This is a genomic window from Pseudoalteromonas sp. AOP7-A1-14 (assembly GCF_052376275.1).
GTDB lineage: Bacteria > Pseudomonadota > Gammaproteobacteria > Enterobacterales > Alteromonadaceae > Pseudoalteromonas.
Map to the genome: position 1 here is coordinate 1 of NZ_JBQSVO010000098.1, position 14,490 is coordinate 14,490.

Consider the following 14,490-nt stretch of genomic DNA (forward strand, 5'->3'; position numbering starts at 1 on the left):
CCCGCAAGCAGAGAGTTTTTTTGAGACACCTCATAAATACAAAACGTCCGTTTATCGAATCCCATTAGACATTCATCCCTAAGCAGTATTGATACAATATATCATATTATAGATTTCACTTAACTGGAACTATTTATAACTTATTTTTAGCTCCATCAGGAGGTTGACCAATTTTTCCAGTAGTGGGGTTTGTTCATTGTCTCTATGATATGCAACAAACACATCCCGGGATGTGTGGGCCACATCTTCAACATGATAAAGCTCACCTGCCTTTAATTGCTCCCAAACAAGCAACTGAGGAATAAACGCACTGCCGCCGCATTTTAAAATTAAATCGAGTGCTATACGCCCTGTACTGGTTCTAAAATAAGGAGGTGCGTGACCATTAAACTCACGTGCATGCCATAACGAAAAGGACGTTCCCCAATCAACATACACATACTGATTATCGAAAAAGTTCTCACTATTTGCAGCTTCAAAGGCACTAACAGGAATGATTGGTAATTCACATATTCGCTTAACAACAAGTTCATCAACCTTCGGAGGGTCGAACAGCACAGCAAGATCTAATGTACGCTCTAGTAATAAACGAGTGCTTTCTTGTTGAGCCTTAACTTCAGCCACAAGTGACACACCCGGCATCGCAGAGACAATATTAGTAATACCGAACTGCAAAAATGCATCCCAAACATTTGGGGTGCCTGCTAGGCAAATTTGCTTGTGCATATTATCTGCAAGCGCAACATCAACTTTTGCTCTTTGCATTCCGGTTATAATCATTTGTGCGTGGGGTAATAAACGCTCGCCCGGTGCTGTTAGTTGAATATTGTTACGCTGACGAATAAACAGATTAACTCCAAGCCCTTGCTCTAATTGTCGTATCCTAAAGCTTACCGCAGACTGCGTTATATATAAATTCTCTGCAGCTTTACCAAAGTGGCGAGTACGTACCACTTCAACAAAGGTCTTCAATAAATCGATATCCATTACTTACCCTTACGATAAAAATAACTTGTTTAATAAATCACACAACTTACCTCAACTCTAGCTAAGCAATAAGGTATCAGGAAACAACTATGAGCTATGATTTTTACCACTTCGCTAAGCGCTTATTTGCTAACGTCAGTTTTATAATGTTCAGAGTTTTCCAAGCGGATTCGCCCGTAATAGCTACTTTACCTTGCTTAAAACAAGCATATTAGAACAGCATAGTATGGTATTAAAAAGTTTATACAACAAAACCTTCGCACTACCAATGAAATTAAAGAACAACTTTAGCCGTTTTTACTAATGACCATGAAGCCAGCAATACAATTAAGCGTGTTTAGATAAAGAATTTAAAGCGACCCCGTAAAATCAAACCTCACACCTAGAGAAGTCCTCAAAGACTTATCCGTGTACTTTACTAACTACTTTAAAAAATATTTAGTTGTCCGATTAGCCGGGGAAGAGTTTGTGGTTTATTTTGCCAATACGGATAAAGGTGAAGCACTCAAATGTTTAGGAGGGTTTCGACTGTTCCTTAAAAAATAGCCCTGAGTTTACCAATAGAATATTAAATTTACGCTGTCTATTGGCTATGCTCAAGGCAATATAACGCTAAATAATCTGGCTACAACCGCATTGCAGACCAGACACACTCTAAAGCGGTTTAACCACTGCCAGCTTTGCTTGTTGCTTACGCTTTTTAGACTGGTAAAACGAATCCCAGCTAAATATTGCCAGCGCACTCCAAATAAAGGCAAACGTAACCAGCCTTTGGGTATCAAATACTTCACCATAAAATATCACCGCCAATACAAACATAAGGCTTGGCCCAATATATTGGAAAAAGCCCAGAGTAGTATATTGCAAACGCTTAGCTGCAGCAGTAAAGCACAGTAACGGTAAGGTCGTTATGATCCCTGCGCTTATAAGCAATACATTGACCTGCCAATCATTTATAGTTAAATCAGAACTTGTCGTTGGTGCCATAAACCACCAATAAATAAGCGCTACTGGCAACAAAACAACGGCTTCAAGTAGTAGTCCGGGTAAAGACTCAACGGCTAGCTTTTTACGTAATAGACCATAAACAGCAAACGAACCTGCCAATGAAAAGGCCACCACAGGAAACGAACCAAAGCTAATTAGCTGAATAACCACACCACTGAACGCCAATGCAACTGCAATAGCTTGCCACTTTCTAAGCCGCTCACCTAAAAAGAACATACCAAGAAGAACATTTAATAACGGGTTGATGTAATAACCTAGGCTTGCATCAAGCATGTGATTATTATTTACTGCCCAAATAAATAGCCCCCAGTTAAAGCCCAGCAATGTCGCGGTGATCATCAACATCAACATTAGCCTAGGCTCTTTGATTATATGGCGAATACGCGGCCATTGTTGGCGAATAGTTATAATTACCATTAAAAATAGTACCGACCAAATAACCCGATGCATTAAAATTTCAAATGCCCAGATATTCTGTAAAAGCTTAAAATAAATAGGTGCCAGACCCCACATAAAAAAGGCCATACACGCAAGAATAGCTCCTTTACGCTGCTCTAAATCGGTTGACATAACACGCCCTGAACTGTGAAAAAGGCCGCTAGTCTACGCTCTTAAGCTTGGTTATCCAACTAAATAAGTCCCTGTGCCAAACGCAATTTGTACGCCTTGTTCATTGTGTAATTCCATTCTGCACACGCACACCTTATTACCCGCACGAATGAGCCTCGCACTAGCGGTAAACTCCTCCCCTTTTCCTGGGCGTAAATAATCGGTGCGTAAATCAATCGTACCCAAGGTCGCAAGCTTTTGCTGCACTTTGGTAATATCAAAATCAGTTAACTTATTTATTACTGAGGCCGCCGCCAACATACCCCCTACATTATCGAGTACCGCAGAAATAACTCCGCCATGGAGAATCTTTTGTACTGGGTTGCCAATCAATACATCTTGAAATGGAAAACTAATTTGCGCCTGCTCACTATCAAGCGACTTAACACTCAATTGTAAAAATTGATTAAATGGCATTTGGCTTATAAATACATTCGCAACTTGTGACATCAACATGGTTTTATTCATTTTTATTATTCACATTTTAGACTGGTATGATGAGTAAAGCACAATCAACATAAAAGTGCGATAAAAAGCACCTATGCAAGGGGCCATAAAAACACTAAAATGTCGGCGATGAATATTCAAACTCCAACTTCAAGCGCACCTGTTCGTACTGTGCAAGCTATTTTAAAGCAAGTGTTTGGCTACAGCGAATTTCGCGATGGCCAGAAGGCAGTGATAGACGCAGCGTTACAAGGTCAAGATTCGTTAGTACTGCTGCCCACGGGCGGTGGTAAATCAGTGTGTTACCAAGTTCCTGCACTTGCGCTTGATGGCGTTACCGTTGTGATCTCCCCGCTTATTTCTTTGATGCAAGATCAAGTATCACAATTAAGAGCCCTAGGCGTGCAAGCCGCATACATTAATAACAGTTTAAACCGTGATGAGCAGCAGAAAATATACCAACAACTGCATAACGGACTTATCAAATTGCTTTATGTCGCGCCTGAAAAAGTATTACAACATGAATTTAAAGAGCGCTTGAGCCATTTAAAAATCAGCTTATTTGCTATTGATGAAGCCCACTGCGTGTCACATTGGGGCCATGATTTTCGTCCTCATTATTTTCGCTTAAGTGAATTAAAGCAGCGCTTTTCACATATTCCTATGATGGCGTTAACTGCAACTGCAGACAAAGCAACGCGCGTCGATATTATTCAGCAGTTAGGTTTAAACACACCCTATGTCCATACTGGCAGCTTTGATAGACCGAATATTCGCTACACCATCGAAGAAAAATTCAAACCGCTTACACAACTACTACGCTACTTAAAAGATCAAAAAAACCAAAGTGGTATAATTTACTGTACTAGCCGCAAGCGGGTTGACGATATTGCACAAAAGCTTGCAAGTGCAGGACTCAATGCAGCTTCCTATCATGCAGGTATGAGTAATGAACAACGCCAATTTGTGCAAACTGGCTTTGCCCGTGATGATATTCACATAGTGGTCGCAACTGTGGCGTTTGGCATGGGCATTAATAAGCCTAATGTACGCTTTGTTCTGCATTACGACATTCCTAAAAGTATTGAGTCGTACTACCAAGAAACAGGCCGTGCAGGCCGAGATGGCCTTGCCGCTGAAGCCATTATGTATTTTGATCCTGCTGATATTGGCCGAGTACGACGCTTCTTTGAAGATATTGAAGATGAACAACGCCGCCGCGTAGAAGAGCAACGTTTTAATGCAATGGCAAGCTTTGCTGAAGCCCAAACTTGCCGTCGTCAAATACTACTCAATTACTTTAGCGAATATAAACGTGAACCTTGCGGTAACTGTGACATTTGCTTAAATCCGGCAAAAAGTTTTGACGGCACATTAGTAGCACAACAAGCGTTATCGTGTGTGTATCGCGCCGAGCAACGTTTTGGTTTAGGTTATATTGTGGATCTATTACGTGGCGCCAACACCAGCCGTATTCGTGATAATAATCACCATCAGCTCAGCACTTACGGTATTGGTAAGGAGCACAGCAATGAGTTTTGGCTTAGTATTTTACGCCAATTAATCCACCAGGGATTATTAAGTCAAGATATAACCCAAGGTTCAGCCCTTCGCCTAACAGAAGCAGCTCGCGCCATTTTAAAAGGCGAATATGCCTTGCAGCTCGCTGAACCTCGCTTACAAGCTAAGCACGTTTACCAAGATAAGCTTACGCAGTTTAACTATGACAAAAAGCTTTTTGCCAAGCTACGTAACTTACGTAAAGAACTTGCTGATGCGGATGATGTACCACCATATGTAGTATTTAACGATAAAACCCTAGCAGAAATGGCGCAGCTTATGCCCACCAACGACAGTGAATTTTTAAAAATATCAGGGGTTGGTTTTACTAAACTCAATAAATATGGCAGTCATTTCCTGCATGCCATTCGCAATTATTTAGCTACCTCATAGGAAACCAGTCATGACTCAAGCTGAGTTTGATAGCCAACACAATGTAATACTTATTACCCCCAGCGAAATGCCTAACGATGAAGACTTTGAGCTATGGGCCAAATTTTACCTAATGGGCGAGGAGATCACGTTAGGTGATTTTACGCCTGGCGCTGATCGCCATCAATTACGTTTTAGTTATGAACTACAAACATTCAATATACATTATGAACATTATAGCCAAAGTGTCTGGATCACCGCAGAAGGCAGTGACGCAGAGCACTTATTAGCAGCGCTAACTTATTATTTGACCCTATAAATTGTGCTGAGTTACTAATAATAAGCTAGACTTAGTCATTGAGTTAGTGTGTAGTAGTAAATTCATGTCGCAGCCAATATGGAACTATATGGTATTGAATAAAAAGTTTGCCAACATGCTTATAAACAGTTGCTCATTATTTTTATTCGCAACCAATAGCTACGCTGCAAGTGAGCATACAGAATCAGTTGAATCTTGCCGATCACAACAAACATCCTCCCACCATTCGACTAATTTATTACGCCAGCTTGATGGCGACCAACAACTTCCAACTAAAACGGCTAATGCAAAAATAGTCAACATTGAGTTAAAGCAATTAAACATTTTTAATACTGAGTTAGAAGAGGAGGATAACGCCCTCTTTCGTTTTGCTAACGATGTACATATAACCACTGAACATGACGTAATTAACAGCATTTTATTATTTAAGCAAGGCGACGAATATGACCCTCGCTTACTCGCTGAATCTGAGCGTTTATTGCGTCGTCAAAGTTACTTATATGATGCCCGAATTAATGCTCAAAGTGATTGCCAGGGTAATGTCAATGTTACGGTAATTACACGAGATTTATGGACACTTTTACCTGAGATAAGCTTTAGCCGCAGTGGTGGAGAAAATAGCTCGAGCATAGGCTTTCGTGAATCTAATTTATTTGGTTGGGGCAAGCGTTTATCTATTTCTCGCACCAGTGACGCGGAGCGTAATGGTTACTTGTTTGTCTATGACGACCCAAACATTCTTTCAAGCCGTTATCGTGGTCGTGTAGAATACTCAGATAACGACGATGGTAAGCGCCATTTACTTGAACTAACTTATCCGTTTTATTCAATCGATACACCGTTTAGTTATGGATTACTGAGTTTTTCAGATCAACGCGTCGAATATTTATATAACCGCGGTGAAATAATTAGCGAATTTGAACAAAAAACAGACCTTAACCGTATCCACTTTGGCCACTCAAAATCATTAGGTGACGGTTGGACTCAGCGTTTAAGTGTAGGCTATGTACACGAGCAACATCGTTTTGCTGAACTAACAGATACCACCACTGCCATCGCTGAACTACGAGAGCTTAGCTACCCTTACTTAAGCGGTCACTGGTTTGAAGATCACTATATAAAAGTACGTAATTTTGACAGTATTTCTCGCACCGAAGACCTTAATTTAGGCTGGAATATTGAGGGCCTTTTTGGCTATTCAGATGAAAGCTTAAGTAATGACGACAGCCGTTATATCTATTCATTTAACGCTAAAACAGCCCACTTTAGTGGTGACAATACACTTTGGCGCTTTCATACAGATCTCAAAGGCTATTGGAATGATCCACAAGGCCAAGTTGAAAACTTATTCGCCAGTAGCCAAGTACAATATTACCTTAATACCAGTGTTGACCAGTCATGGTATGCCAAAGTACGTTTAGACTACGCAAAAAACCTCACAGCCGATAAACAACTTACTTTAGGCGGCGAAAGTGGCCTGCGCGGCTACCCGTTAAATTATCAACAAGGCGACCGTAGCTTTTTAGTCAACCTAGAAAAGCGCTATTACTGGGAATATGATTTACTACAATTATTTAAGGTCGGCGGAGCTGCATTTTTTGATATTGGCCGCGCTTGGTTTAACAAGAAAAACAATGGTGAAAACGGCCAAGTACTGAAAAATATAGGTGTAGGATTACGCTTTGCACCTAGCCGCGCCAATGCAGGCACTGTCATTCACTTAGATGTTGCCGCGCCACTTGATAACGCTAACGATGTAAATACCCTGCAATGGTTGGTGACGGTTAAGAACTCATTTTAAAAGAAGCTATTAATTTTTAACCATAGGGCTAAACTAGACCCTAAATACAGTTAAGTAGGACTTACCTTGGAATTGTTAGATATTCTCAGCACTCAATACCGCTTAGTCGTTACACTCGCTGCGGTTATATTATTCCCAATATTACTTAAACTAACCAATAAGTTGCTCGAAAAAACAATTAAAGGCAAAGTCGACGAGCACCGAAAGCATCGTGCTGAACTATTACTAAAAATCATTCTTGCCTTTGTAATGCTTTGTTTAGTACTGGTCTTTTGGGGCATAGAGCTACGAGGTTTACTGGTGCTTGGCTCCTCTTTATTTGCTATGTTAGGTGTGGCACTTTTTGCTGCTTGGTCGCTGTTAAGTAATCTAACTTCGTTTTTACTAATGTTTATTCAAAACGACTGCCGTGTCGGCTTTTGGGTGCGCGTGGTCGATGGCGCTAACTTTATTGAAGGGAAAATTATAGAAATGGGCCTAATGAATGTAGTGCTTGAGCATATTGACGGCCATCGAGTTATTTACCCTAATAACCTATTTGTAACTCGTCCGGTGATGGTATTAGCCAAAGAGCCTAAAGCAACTAAAGCACCCGTTATAAAAAAAGTGCTGGGACCAAAAAAGTTCTAACCCAAAAAATTACAAACAAAAAAGCCGCTAACAGTAGCGACTTTTTATTAGCGTTGATCTTAACCCGTTGGTTCATTTACAGCTTGGTTAATTGTTCAGTTCAGCGGTTTTAAGCTCATCTTCAATATCGCTTATTTCACCTATAAAAGTACCTAACTGCTGCTCTACCAAGCTATTTGCATGCGCAAAGTAAGCTAAGTGGAATACCGCATCACCTTCGTTAACTAATGGCAAAGTTTGCTGACCAATTACAATACCACTGCGTGGTGCTAGTAACTCCAGTTCAGAGTCACCCAGCGGGCTACTAATATACGCCAGTACTTGGCCTTTAGTAACACGCTCACCAAGGGATACTTGTGCACGTAAAATGCCATCAACTTCAGCACGAACCCAACTTGTTGAGTCAGCAATAACCGGCTCTGGCAGTTTCTTAGCTCGTTTGCCTCGCACCATTTTTAAGTGACGCATTACATAATCAACACCTTGTACACCCGCAGCAATTGCAATGGGATCAAAGCGTAGTGCTTCGCCTGCTTCATAGGTAATTACAGGAATACCTAAGTTAGCCGCTTCGCTGCGCAAAGAGCCATTACGCAGCGAAGCATCAATTACCGCAGGTGTACCAAATGCTTTAGCCATTTCAGCGGTAGCTTCATCACTTAAATTGGCGCGAATTTGCGGTAAATTAGTGCGATGAATAGCGCCAGTATGTAAATCAATAATATGCGTGCAATTCACCGCAACTTGATTAAAAAAGCCATGCGCCATGCGCCCAGCAATTGAGCCACTTATTGAACCTGGAAAGCTACGATTTAAATCACGGCGATCGGGCAAATAACGTGACTTATGAATAAAGCCAAACACATTAACAATAGGCACCGCGATTAATGTACCGCGTAACTGTTCAGGGTCAATCTTTGCAATTAATTGCCTAACAACTTCAACCCCATTGAGTTCATCACCATGAATTGCTGCACAAACCATCAGTACAGGCCCTGCATGCACACCGTTAACCACTTCAATAGGAATGTTTAACGGTGAGTGGGTGTAAAGCTTAGCGGCTTCAAGGGCCAACGTTTTACGCTCGCCTGCAGCCACTTCTTCACCAAGTAATGTAAACGAACTATTCTTCTTAACCTTTGCCACGCGTTGCGGTCCTTTTGCTTGCGGCTGTTTTCTCAATAAACTCGATAACCATGCCCGCAATATCTTTACCTGTTGCTTGTTCGATACCTTCAAGACCTGGTGATGAGTTAACTTCCATCACTAACGGTCCACGAGATGAGCGAAGTAAGTCAACCCCAGCTACATTCAACCCCATCGCTTTAGCTGCCGCCACTGCTGTTTTACGCTCTTCAGGTGAAATGCGTACCAATGTTGCGCTACCACCGCGATGCAAATTAGAGCGAAACTCGCCCTCTTGAGCTTGGCGTTTCATAGCAGCAATCACTTTATCACCAAGTACAAAACAACGAATATCAGCACCACCAGCTTCTTGAATATATTCTTGCACCATGATGTGTGCCTTCAAGCCCATAAAGGCTTCAATTACGCTCTCTGCCGCTTTACGCGTTTCGGCAAGTACGACACCGATACCTTGCGTACCTTCTAGCAACTTAATAACCAGTGGCGTGCCACCAACCATAGAAAGTAAATCTTTCACATCGTCAGGCTTACTAGCAAAACCAGTTACCGGCATGCCCACATTTTTACGAGAAAGTAGCTGTAATGAACGTAGCTTATCTCGTGATCGAGAAATCGCAACAGACTCATTTAGAGGATAAACCCCCATCATTTCAAATTGACGAAGTACCGCACAGCCATAGAATGTAACTGACGAGCCAATTCGCGGCACAATAGCACCGAACTCTTTTAAGTTTTCACCACGGTAGTGGATTTCTGGTTGCTCAGAGTTAATATTCATATAGCAACGTAAAGCATCAATTACTTTTACTTCATGGCCGCGTTGCTCTGCCGCTTCAATTAAACGTCGAGTTGAATACAAGTTTTTATTACGAGATAAAATACCGATTTTCATAGTTAAACCCTTAACTATCTAGAAAATAAGATAAAGCCGGATCAACGACTATACGATTTTCCATGGCTGTACGCCCTAATAACATTCTAAATTTCATACTTGCACGACTTGTTAGTGTCATCTCAATAGGCCAACTTTGTCCACCAGCAAAAACTGTAGTTTCAATAAAGTAGCGTAGTTCTTTTTGCCCACTTGAGCTGGTTACGTGCTTATGCTTTTTTACTTTAGCCTGACACTGCACTTTATAGTCAAGGTTGTCTTGTAGCGGCTGCGCTATAAACTTCACCCATTTTTCCCCCTCATACTCATACTCTTGAATATCAAGTGCATGAATACATGAAGTACGTGCACCGGTATCAATTTTCGCTTTTATTTCTTCGATACCAAGCGCGGGTAAACTTAACCACTCACGCCAACCGACCACTAACTTTGTCGTCATAAATGCGCCCTTTAATTAAAAAATGCTTTATACGTTAGCTGAGAAAAAACACCAACAAAATAAATTCATCGACTCTACAAATTTTTTCGATTGACCCAACGTACTTTATAATTAACTATATTAACCATACAGTAATAATGGAGATTTACTATGTTCAACGGTTTGCTGCATGCACTACATCTTGATGGTCAAGGAGGTGTAAAAAAAATTGCAAATCCCCAAGTCCTTCAGAATTGGCGTCCAGAGCAAGGTAAACTTTGGGTGCACCTTGATTATAGTCAAAGTGAGGCGATAGATTGGCTTAAAGGCTGTGAGTTTTTAACCGATTATGAGCTGGAGTCTTTAACTGCAGATGAAACAAGACCTCGCCTTACAAAGGCAGCTAATGGCTGCATGCTGTTTTTACGTGGAGTGAATTTAAACCCAGCGCAAAGCCCTGAAGATATGGTGTCATTACGTCTGTTTATTAATGAAAATGTGCTTATTACCACTCGTAAACGTCGTTTATTATCAGTGCAAGATGTACTAAATACATTTGAAGATGGCAATGGTGCGCATAATATTTCACAGCTTGTCACACAACTTGCACAAGACCTGACCTCGCGCATGCAAGATGTAATAGATGACCTTGACGACACACTCGATACTTTTGAAGAAGAAATAGACGAGCCCAGTAAAAAGTTTAACAACCAAGGGTTATCACAACTCCGCCGCCAAACGGTTGGCTTAAGACGCTACTTAAAACCACAAAAAGAAGCGCTTTGCACTTTAATGAGCAACACCTTTAACTGGCTTAATGATGAAGATAAACCACGTTTAAATGAAACCACTAACTTACTCATTCGCTATATTGAAGGGTTAGACAGCTCAATTGAACGAGCGCAAATAATTCAGCAAACAATTACTAATCAGGTTTCTGAGCAACTTAATCAACGTATGTATGTAATGTCGGTTGTGGCCGCATTATTTTTACCTCTAGGCTTTTTAACCGGTCTTTTAGGGGTTAACGTGGGAGGCATCCCTGGTACTGAAAACCCCTATGCCTTTAGCGCATTTGTAATATTTTTAATCGTGCTAACCGGTGGTATAGGTGTTTACTTTAAAAATAAGCAATGGCTTTAATTTCATCAAGGCGAACTTTATGTTCGCTTTGCTCTTTAGTTGATAAATCATAACAATTAGATCCACCATCCAACTATCGGTAACGCGTAACTCGCTTTTTAGCTAATATAGTCACTACAATCAATGCACTCAATGACAATTGTCCACACCACCAAACAATAGCCGAGCCCGTGCTTAATTGTGTAACATTTATAAGCAACGAAAGGCTGATAATAATCAATCCAGTGACTAAATACACTTGCTCTCTAACAGAGGATATTGGAGTCAACGCAAACGTTTTACGATGTCTTGCCATACCTAAGGCTAATACTGTGAAGCCGACAAAACTAATAATTAAACTAATAAATAATATCATCAACGCGGTTCCACAAGCTGGTGCTTTTTCAGCATATCACCGGCATAAAGCGCTGCACTTGACACTGTAATACCTATAATAATAATTAAACTACAACGCATTAATTTATTGCTAGCAAATATCCACATTACTAAGCAGCAATACAAAATAATGCCAATTAACATCAGCCATAACATCAATGTCGCTTTGCTCAAAGCAAATAAAGCACTCCCAAGGCTTGCCACCCCAGCGATAAATACACTTAAAAAAACAAATCCTACAACACTTGCCAGCACTACACGCCATAGTGTTTGCATACGCTGAGTATTACTAATTTTTTGAAGAGCCTTGATTATCATTGTGAGACTCCTTGTGTTTGTGCTTTAGGACGGGAGGTAATAGCTGAAGTTTGGCCTTTGCGTCTTACTACTCTGGCAATATAAATGAACAACCCGCCGGTAAAAAATAACAATAAATCCATAAACAGCAAAGTCGCATCTCGGTCATATTGGTAGTGGATAATATTTCGTGAGGTAGAGAAAATACTGACTACAGGTAATGCCAAATAGCTTAAGCCTGTTATAAAGCTCAGCTCTTGCCAACTTTGTTTAATCCCTCTTAGTAACGGATAAATAAACGCTACAAGCCAAACAATAAAAAAATAATGAATTTCCCATTCTGCGCGACCTTCGAGCTGCAAAGGCAATAATCGGTTTGCGGTAAAGTACCCAGCAACAGCTAAAGGCAACCCAATTACTGAGCCTATATTCATTACATCCATGGTTTTGTAACCCCACTTATAGCGTGGATTGGCTTTTTGTTTACGTTTATTTGCCCATAGCAACAAACCCGTTGCCACCATTATGGACCCCATAATGCCAGATAAAAAATACAGCCAACGCGTTGTAATATCAGCAAAACGTCCTGCGTGTAGACTTATCATAGTACGGCGCGCTTGCTCTGCTGCGTTGGTTACAGCAGTATCAGATAATAATTCACCACTTACGCCATGAAAACGAAGAGTACGATAATCAGAGGTTAACGCTGTAGTGGCATTTTCATAAACTTCAACCATGGCATTACTGTCTCCAGGATGGCTAACAACAAGCGAACCAACTCCACTATGACCTAGTTGGGCTTTGGCTTGGTTGTATATTTCCCCTAGGTTCACCAACGGCGCAGACTGTCCGGTCGCTTTCAAAGCAGGTGTTTGTTCAGTAAGTGCTGAAAAAAAACTGCCTCTGTCGCTATCACCCATATTTATTGCCCATGAGAAATATATAAGCATTAGCGTCACTATGCCGGTATAGGTAATCATAATATGAAAGGGCAATGCCAACACTGAGCACACGGTATGGCCATTCAACCAACTCTTGCTGCCTTTATTAAATTGCAGGGTAAAAAAGTCTTTAAAAATCTTTTTATGGATCACAACACCAGAAAAAATGGCTATCAGCATTAAAGTGGCACATATTCCAACCAGCCATCTTGCATAAAACGCTGGCATATAATGCAAATCAAAGTGAAAACGATACAAGAACTCACCACCACGAGATGCACGACTTGCAATTTTTTGCCCTTGCTGATCAAATCGCGCAACGCTAAAGCGTCCTTGAGTATTTTTATCACGCCAATAAGTTGTGATAGGTGAAAAGCGCTGTGTCGGAGGGATTATTGTCCAGCGGGAGGCACTTTCTGTGTGCTCTTGAAGGTATTGCTGAGTATGAGTAATGGCCTTATCAGGCGCAGTGATCTCTGCGACTTCTGGTTGCATCCACTGCGTTATTTCATGCTGAAAATACGCTAATGTTCCCGTTAAAAATACTGCGAATAAAAGACAACCAACCAGCACCGAGCTCCATGTATGCAGCCAGTTCATACTATCTCGAAAACGCGCTTTCACATGTACGTCCTAAAATGAGTTGCGAGTAAACATAAAGGGCGCTGTTAACGCCTTTACAGTAAGACGGGCCTTAGTTTGCAGGCCCAACGTAATAATAAATTAGAATTTATAGATAAAACTTAATAATGCATTGCGCGATGTACCATAACGATAGTTATTGTAATAACTCGCCGTGATATAGCTATAAGAGATGAGTTTAGACTACACGCCTAATGCACTTCAAAACTGACACTTACAATATTATATGTACTGTCAACCTGATTACCGGCAATCATGGCCTTCCCTTCAACTGGATAATCGCTAGAAATAATATACGTACCCTCCTCTTTGGTGGTTATAGTCAGCTGGCCATTTTTATCTGTTTTTGCTTTTACTTGCTGACTCGGTGTCTGTATTAAAACGTCGTGCTCATTAACAGGATTATTTTTGTAGACTAAGGTAAAGGTGTTGCCTTGTGACTTTGTTGGTACAAATTCGAGATTTTGTTTCGCTTGAGTATCTTCACGTCCTGCTTTGGCATAAAGTTTAGCGGCTTGAAGTTTATCAACCTCTTGCTCAGACGCTTTTTTCATTTTCCAAGGCTCCCATAGATCATCAGTATAAGCTCTTACGTCTCCTTGCTCTTTAAGCGCAGCGGACCAATAATTTTGATGCTGAGTAAGTGCTAACGCCGACTGCGTTGAATTTAAAAATACTTTTGTGTTTTTAAGTCCTGCAATTTTGTCACCCGATTCAGGCTCTCCCGGCTCACCTAAATAAAGCCTTACACTATCAGTCGCTGACTTCTCTAGCCAAATTTCATGTGCGTGAGCCATGTTACTAAAAATAATAAGTCCCGAAATAAAAAGTAGTTTTTTTAAACTTAGCATAGAGCTTCCTTTGAGTTTATTTTGTAGTTTGTTATTCAACAGTGTGGAAAAC

The 14,490-nt window shown here is 40.8% G+C and carries 15 protein-coding genes and 1 pseudogene; 6 read left to right on the plus strand and 10 right to left on the minus strand.

All coding sequences use genetic code 11. From position 1 onward, the window contains the following. Window positions 1–129 precede the first annotated feature (129 nt). On the minus strand, window positions 130–987 hold the full coding sequence (locus ACT3RM_RS13810) for a LysR family transcriptional regulator (RefSeq protein WP_192542753.1): 858 nt from the start codon (window positions 985–987) through the stop codon (window positions 130–132). Between the two features lie 148 nt (window positions 988–1,135). Here ACT3RM_RS13810 and maoP point away from each other — a divergent pair. Beyond that, window positions 1,136–1,291, plus strand: a pseudogene (gene maoP, locus ACT3RM_RS13815) (DUF413 domain-containing protein); the annotation flags it as partial. Window positions 1,292–1,641: 350 nt separating this feature from the next. Here the strand turns inward: maoP and rarD are convergent. Both rarD and ACT3RM_RS13825 read right to left on the minus strand, forming a co-directional pair. After that, entirely contained in the window at window positions 1,642–2,565 is a 924-nt protein-coding gene (rarD, locus tag ACT3RM_RS13820) for an EamA family transporter RarD (protein ID WP_441835073.1), read from the minus strand. 51 nt (window positions 2,566–2,616) lie between these two features. Next, window positions 2,617–3,072 (minus strand): thioesterase family protein, encoded by a 456-nt coding sequence (locus ACT3RM_RS13825; protein WP_441835074.1) that lies wholly within the window; start codon window positions 3,070–3,072, stop codon window positions 2,617–2,619. A gap of 108 nt (window positions 3,073–3,180) precedes the next feature. On the opposite strand from ACT3RM_RS13825, the gene recQ reads away from it, so the two are divergent. From recQ to ACT3RM_RS13845, 4 genes are all read left to right on the plus strand, one after another. Continuing rightward, on the plus strand, window positions 3,181–5,004 hold the full coding sequence (recQ, locus tag ACT3RM_RS13830; protein ID WP_441835075.1) for a DNA helicase RecQ: 1,824 nt from the start codon (window positions 3,181–3,183) through the stop codon (window positions 5,002–5,004). A 10-nt stretch (window positions 5,005–5,014) separates the two neighbouring features. Continuing rightward, window positions 5,015–5,302, plus strand: coding sequence for a DUF3630 family protein (locus ACT3RM_RS13835; protein WP_441835076.1), 288 nt, complete (start codon window positions 5,015–5,017; stop codon window positions 5,300–5,302). A gap of 88 nt (window positions 5,303–5,390) precedes the next feature. After that, a complete protein-coding gene (locus ACT3RM_RS13840) occupies window positions 5,391–7,103 on the plus strand; it encodes a ShlB/FhaC/HecB family hemolysin secretion/activation protein (RefSeq protein ID WP_441835083.1) in 1,713 nt (570 codons plus the stop codon). A 66-nt stretch (window positions 7,104–7,169) separates the two neighbouring features. Next, a complete protein-coding gene (locus ACT3RM_RS13845) occupies window positions 7,170–7,733 on the plus strand; it encodes a mechanosensitive ion channel domain-containing protein (RefSeq protein WP_441835077.1) in 564 nt (187 codons plus the stop codon). An 87-nt stretch (window positions 7,734–7,820) separates the two neighbouring features. Here the strand turns inward: ACT3RM_RS13845 and ACT3RM_RS13850 are convergent, their stop codons facing one another. From ACT3RM_RS13850 to ACT3RM_RS13860, 3 genes are read right to left on the minus strand one after another with little or no spacing between them, the layout of a single operon-like run. After that, the gene (locus ACT3RM_RS13850; RefSeq protein ID WP_441835078.1) at window positions 7,821–8,879 is read right to left on the minus strand and encodes a succinylglutamate desuccinylase/aspartoacylase family protein; all 1,059 of its coding nucleotides are present in this window, start codon (window positions 8,877–8,879) and stop codon (window positions 7,821–7,823) included. Then, complete coding sequence (rimK, locus tag ACT3RM_RS13855; RefSeq protein ID WP_441835079.1) at window positions 8,866–9,771, minus strand: 30S ribosomal protein S6--L-glutamate ligase; 906 nt, start codon at window positions 9,769–9,771, stop codon at window positions 8,866–8,868. Before rimK ends, ACT3RM_RS13850 begins: the two co-directional genes overlap by 14 nt. A gap of 10 nt (window positions 9,772–9,781) precedes the next feature. Next, window positions 9,782–10,210, minus strand: coding sequence for an ATP-dependent zinc protease family protein (locus tag ACT3RM_RS13860; protein WP_441835080.1), 429 nt, complete (start codon window positions 10,208–10,210; stop codon window positions 9,782–9,784). Between the two features lie 150 nt (window positions 10,211–10,360). On the opposite strand from ACT3RM_RS13860, the gene zntB reads away from it, so the two are divergent. Further along, window positions 10,361–11,332, plus strand: coding sequence for a zinc transporter ZntB (gene zntB, locus ACT3RM_RS13865; RefSeq protein WP_441835081.1), 972 nt, complete (start codon window positions 10,361–10,363; stop codon window positions 11,330–11,332). A 73-nt stretch (window positions 11,333–11,405) separates the two neighbouring features. On the opposite strand, the gene ACT3RM_RS13870 is transcribed toward zntB, so the two are convergent. The 4 genes from ACT3RM_RS13870 to ACT3RM_RS13885 form a co-directional block, all read right to left on the minus strand. Further along, window positions 11,406–11,687, minus strand: a complete 282-nt coding sequence (locus tag ACT3RM_RS13870; RefSeq protein ID WP_441835082.1) for a DUF3325 domain-containing protein — start codon at window positions 11,685–11,687, stop codon at window positions 11,406–11,408. After that, on the minus strand, window positions 11,687–12,025 hold the full coding sequence (locus tag ACT3RM_RS13875) for a hypothetical protein (RefSeq protein ID WP_441995917.1): 339 nt from the start codon (window positions 12,023–12,025) through the stop codon (window positions 11,687–11,689). The genes ACT3RM_RS13870 and ACT3RM_RS13875 overlap by 1 nt, the downstream gene beginning before the upstream one ends. Further along, entirely contained in the window at window positions 12,022–13,569 is a 1,548-nt protein-coding gene (locus ACT3RM_RS13880) for a PepSY-associated TM helix domain-containing protein (RefSeq protein WP_444511393.1), read from the minus strand. Before ACT3RM_RS13880 ends, ACT3RM_RS13875 begins: the two co-directional genes overlap by 4 nt. 209 nt (window positions 13,570–13,778) lie before the next feature. Further along, a partial coding sequence (locus tag ACT3RM_RS13885) for a DUF4198 domain-containing protein (protein WP_444511394.1) occupies window positions 13,779–14,490 on the minus strand: 712 nt, incomplete at its 5' end.

Bases quoted from the DNA above. Each gene is read 5' to 3' on its own strand.
- ACT3RM_RS13840 (WP_441835083.1), top strand. From the start codon at position 5,391: ATGGTATTGAATAAAAAGTTTGCCAACATGCTTATAAACAGTTGCTCA.
- ACT3RM_RS13870 (WP_441835082.1), bottom strand. From the start codon at position 11,687: ATGATATTATTTATTAGTTTAATTATTAGTTTTGTCGGCTTCACAGTA.
- rarD (WP_441835073.1), bottom strand. From the start codon at position 2,565: ATGTCAACCGATTTAGAGCAGCGTAAAGGAGCTATTCTTGCGTGTATG.
- ACT3RM_RS13825 (WP_441835074.1), bottom strand. From the start codon at position 3,072: ATGAATAAAACCATGTTGATGTCACAAGTTGCGAATGTATTTATAAGC.
- recQ (WP_441835075.1), top strand. From the start codon at position 3,181: ATGAATATTCAAACTCCAACTTCAAGCGCACCTGTTCGTACTGTGCAA.
- rimK (WP_441835079.1), bottom strand. From the start codon at position 9,771: ATGAAAATCGGTATTTTATCTCGTAATAAAAACTTGTATTCAACTCGA.
- zntB (WP_441835081.1), top strand. From the start codon at position 10,361: ATGTTCAACGGTTTGCTGCATGCACTACATCTTGATGGTCAAGGAGGT.
- ACT3RM_RS13860 (WP_441835080.1), bottom strand. From the start codon at position 10,210: ATGACGACAAAGTTAGTGGTCGGTTGGCGTGAGTGGTTAAGTTTACCC.
- ACT3RM_RS13875 (WP_441995917.1), bottom strand. From the start codon at position 12,025: ATGATAATCAAGGCTCTTCAAAAAATTAGTAATACTCAGCGTATGCAA.
- ACT3RM_RS13810 (WP_192542753.1), bottom strand. From the start codon at position 987: ATGGATATCGATTTATTGAAGACCTTTGTTGAAGTGGTACGTACTCGC.
- ACT3RM_RS13835 (WP_441835076.1), top strand. From the start codon at position 5,015: ATGACTCAAGCTGAGTTTGATAGCCAACACAATGTAATACTTATTACC.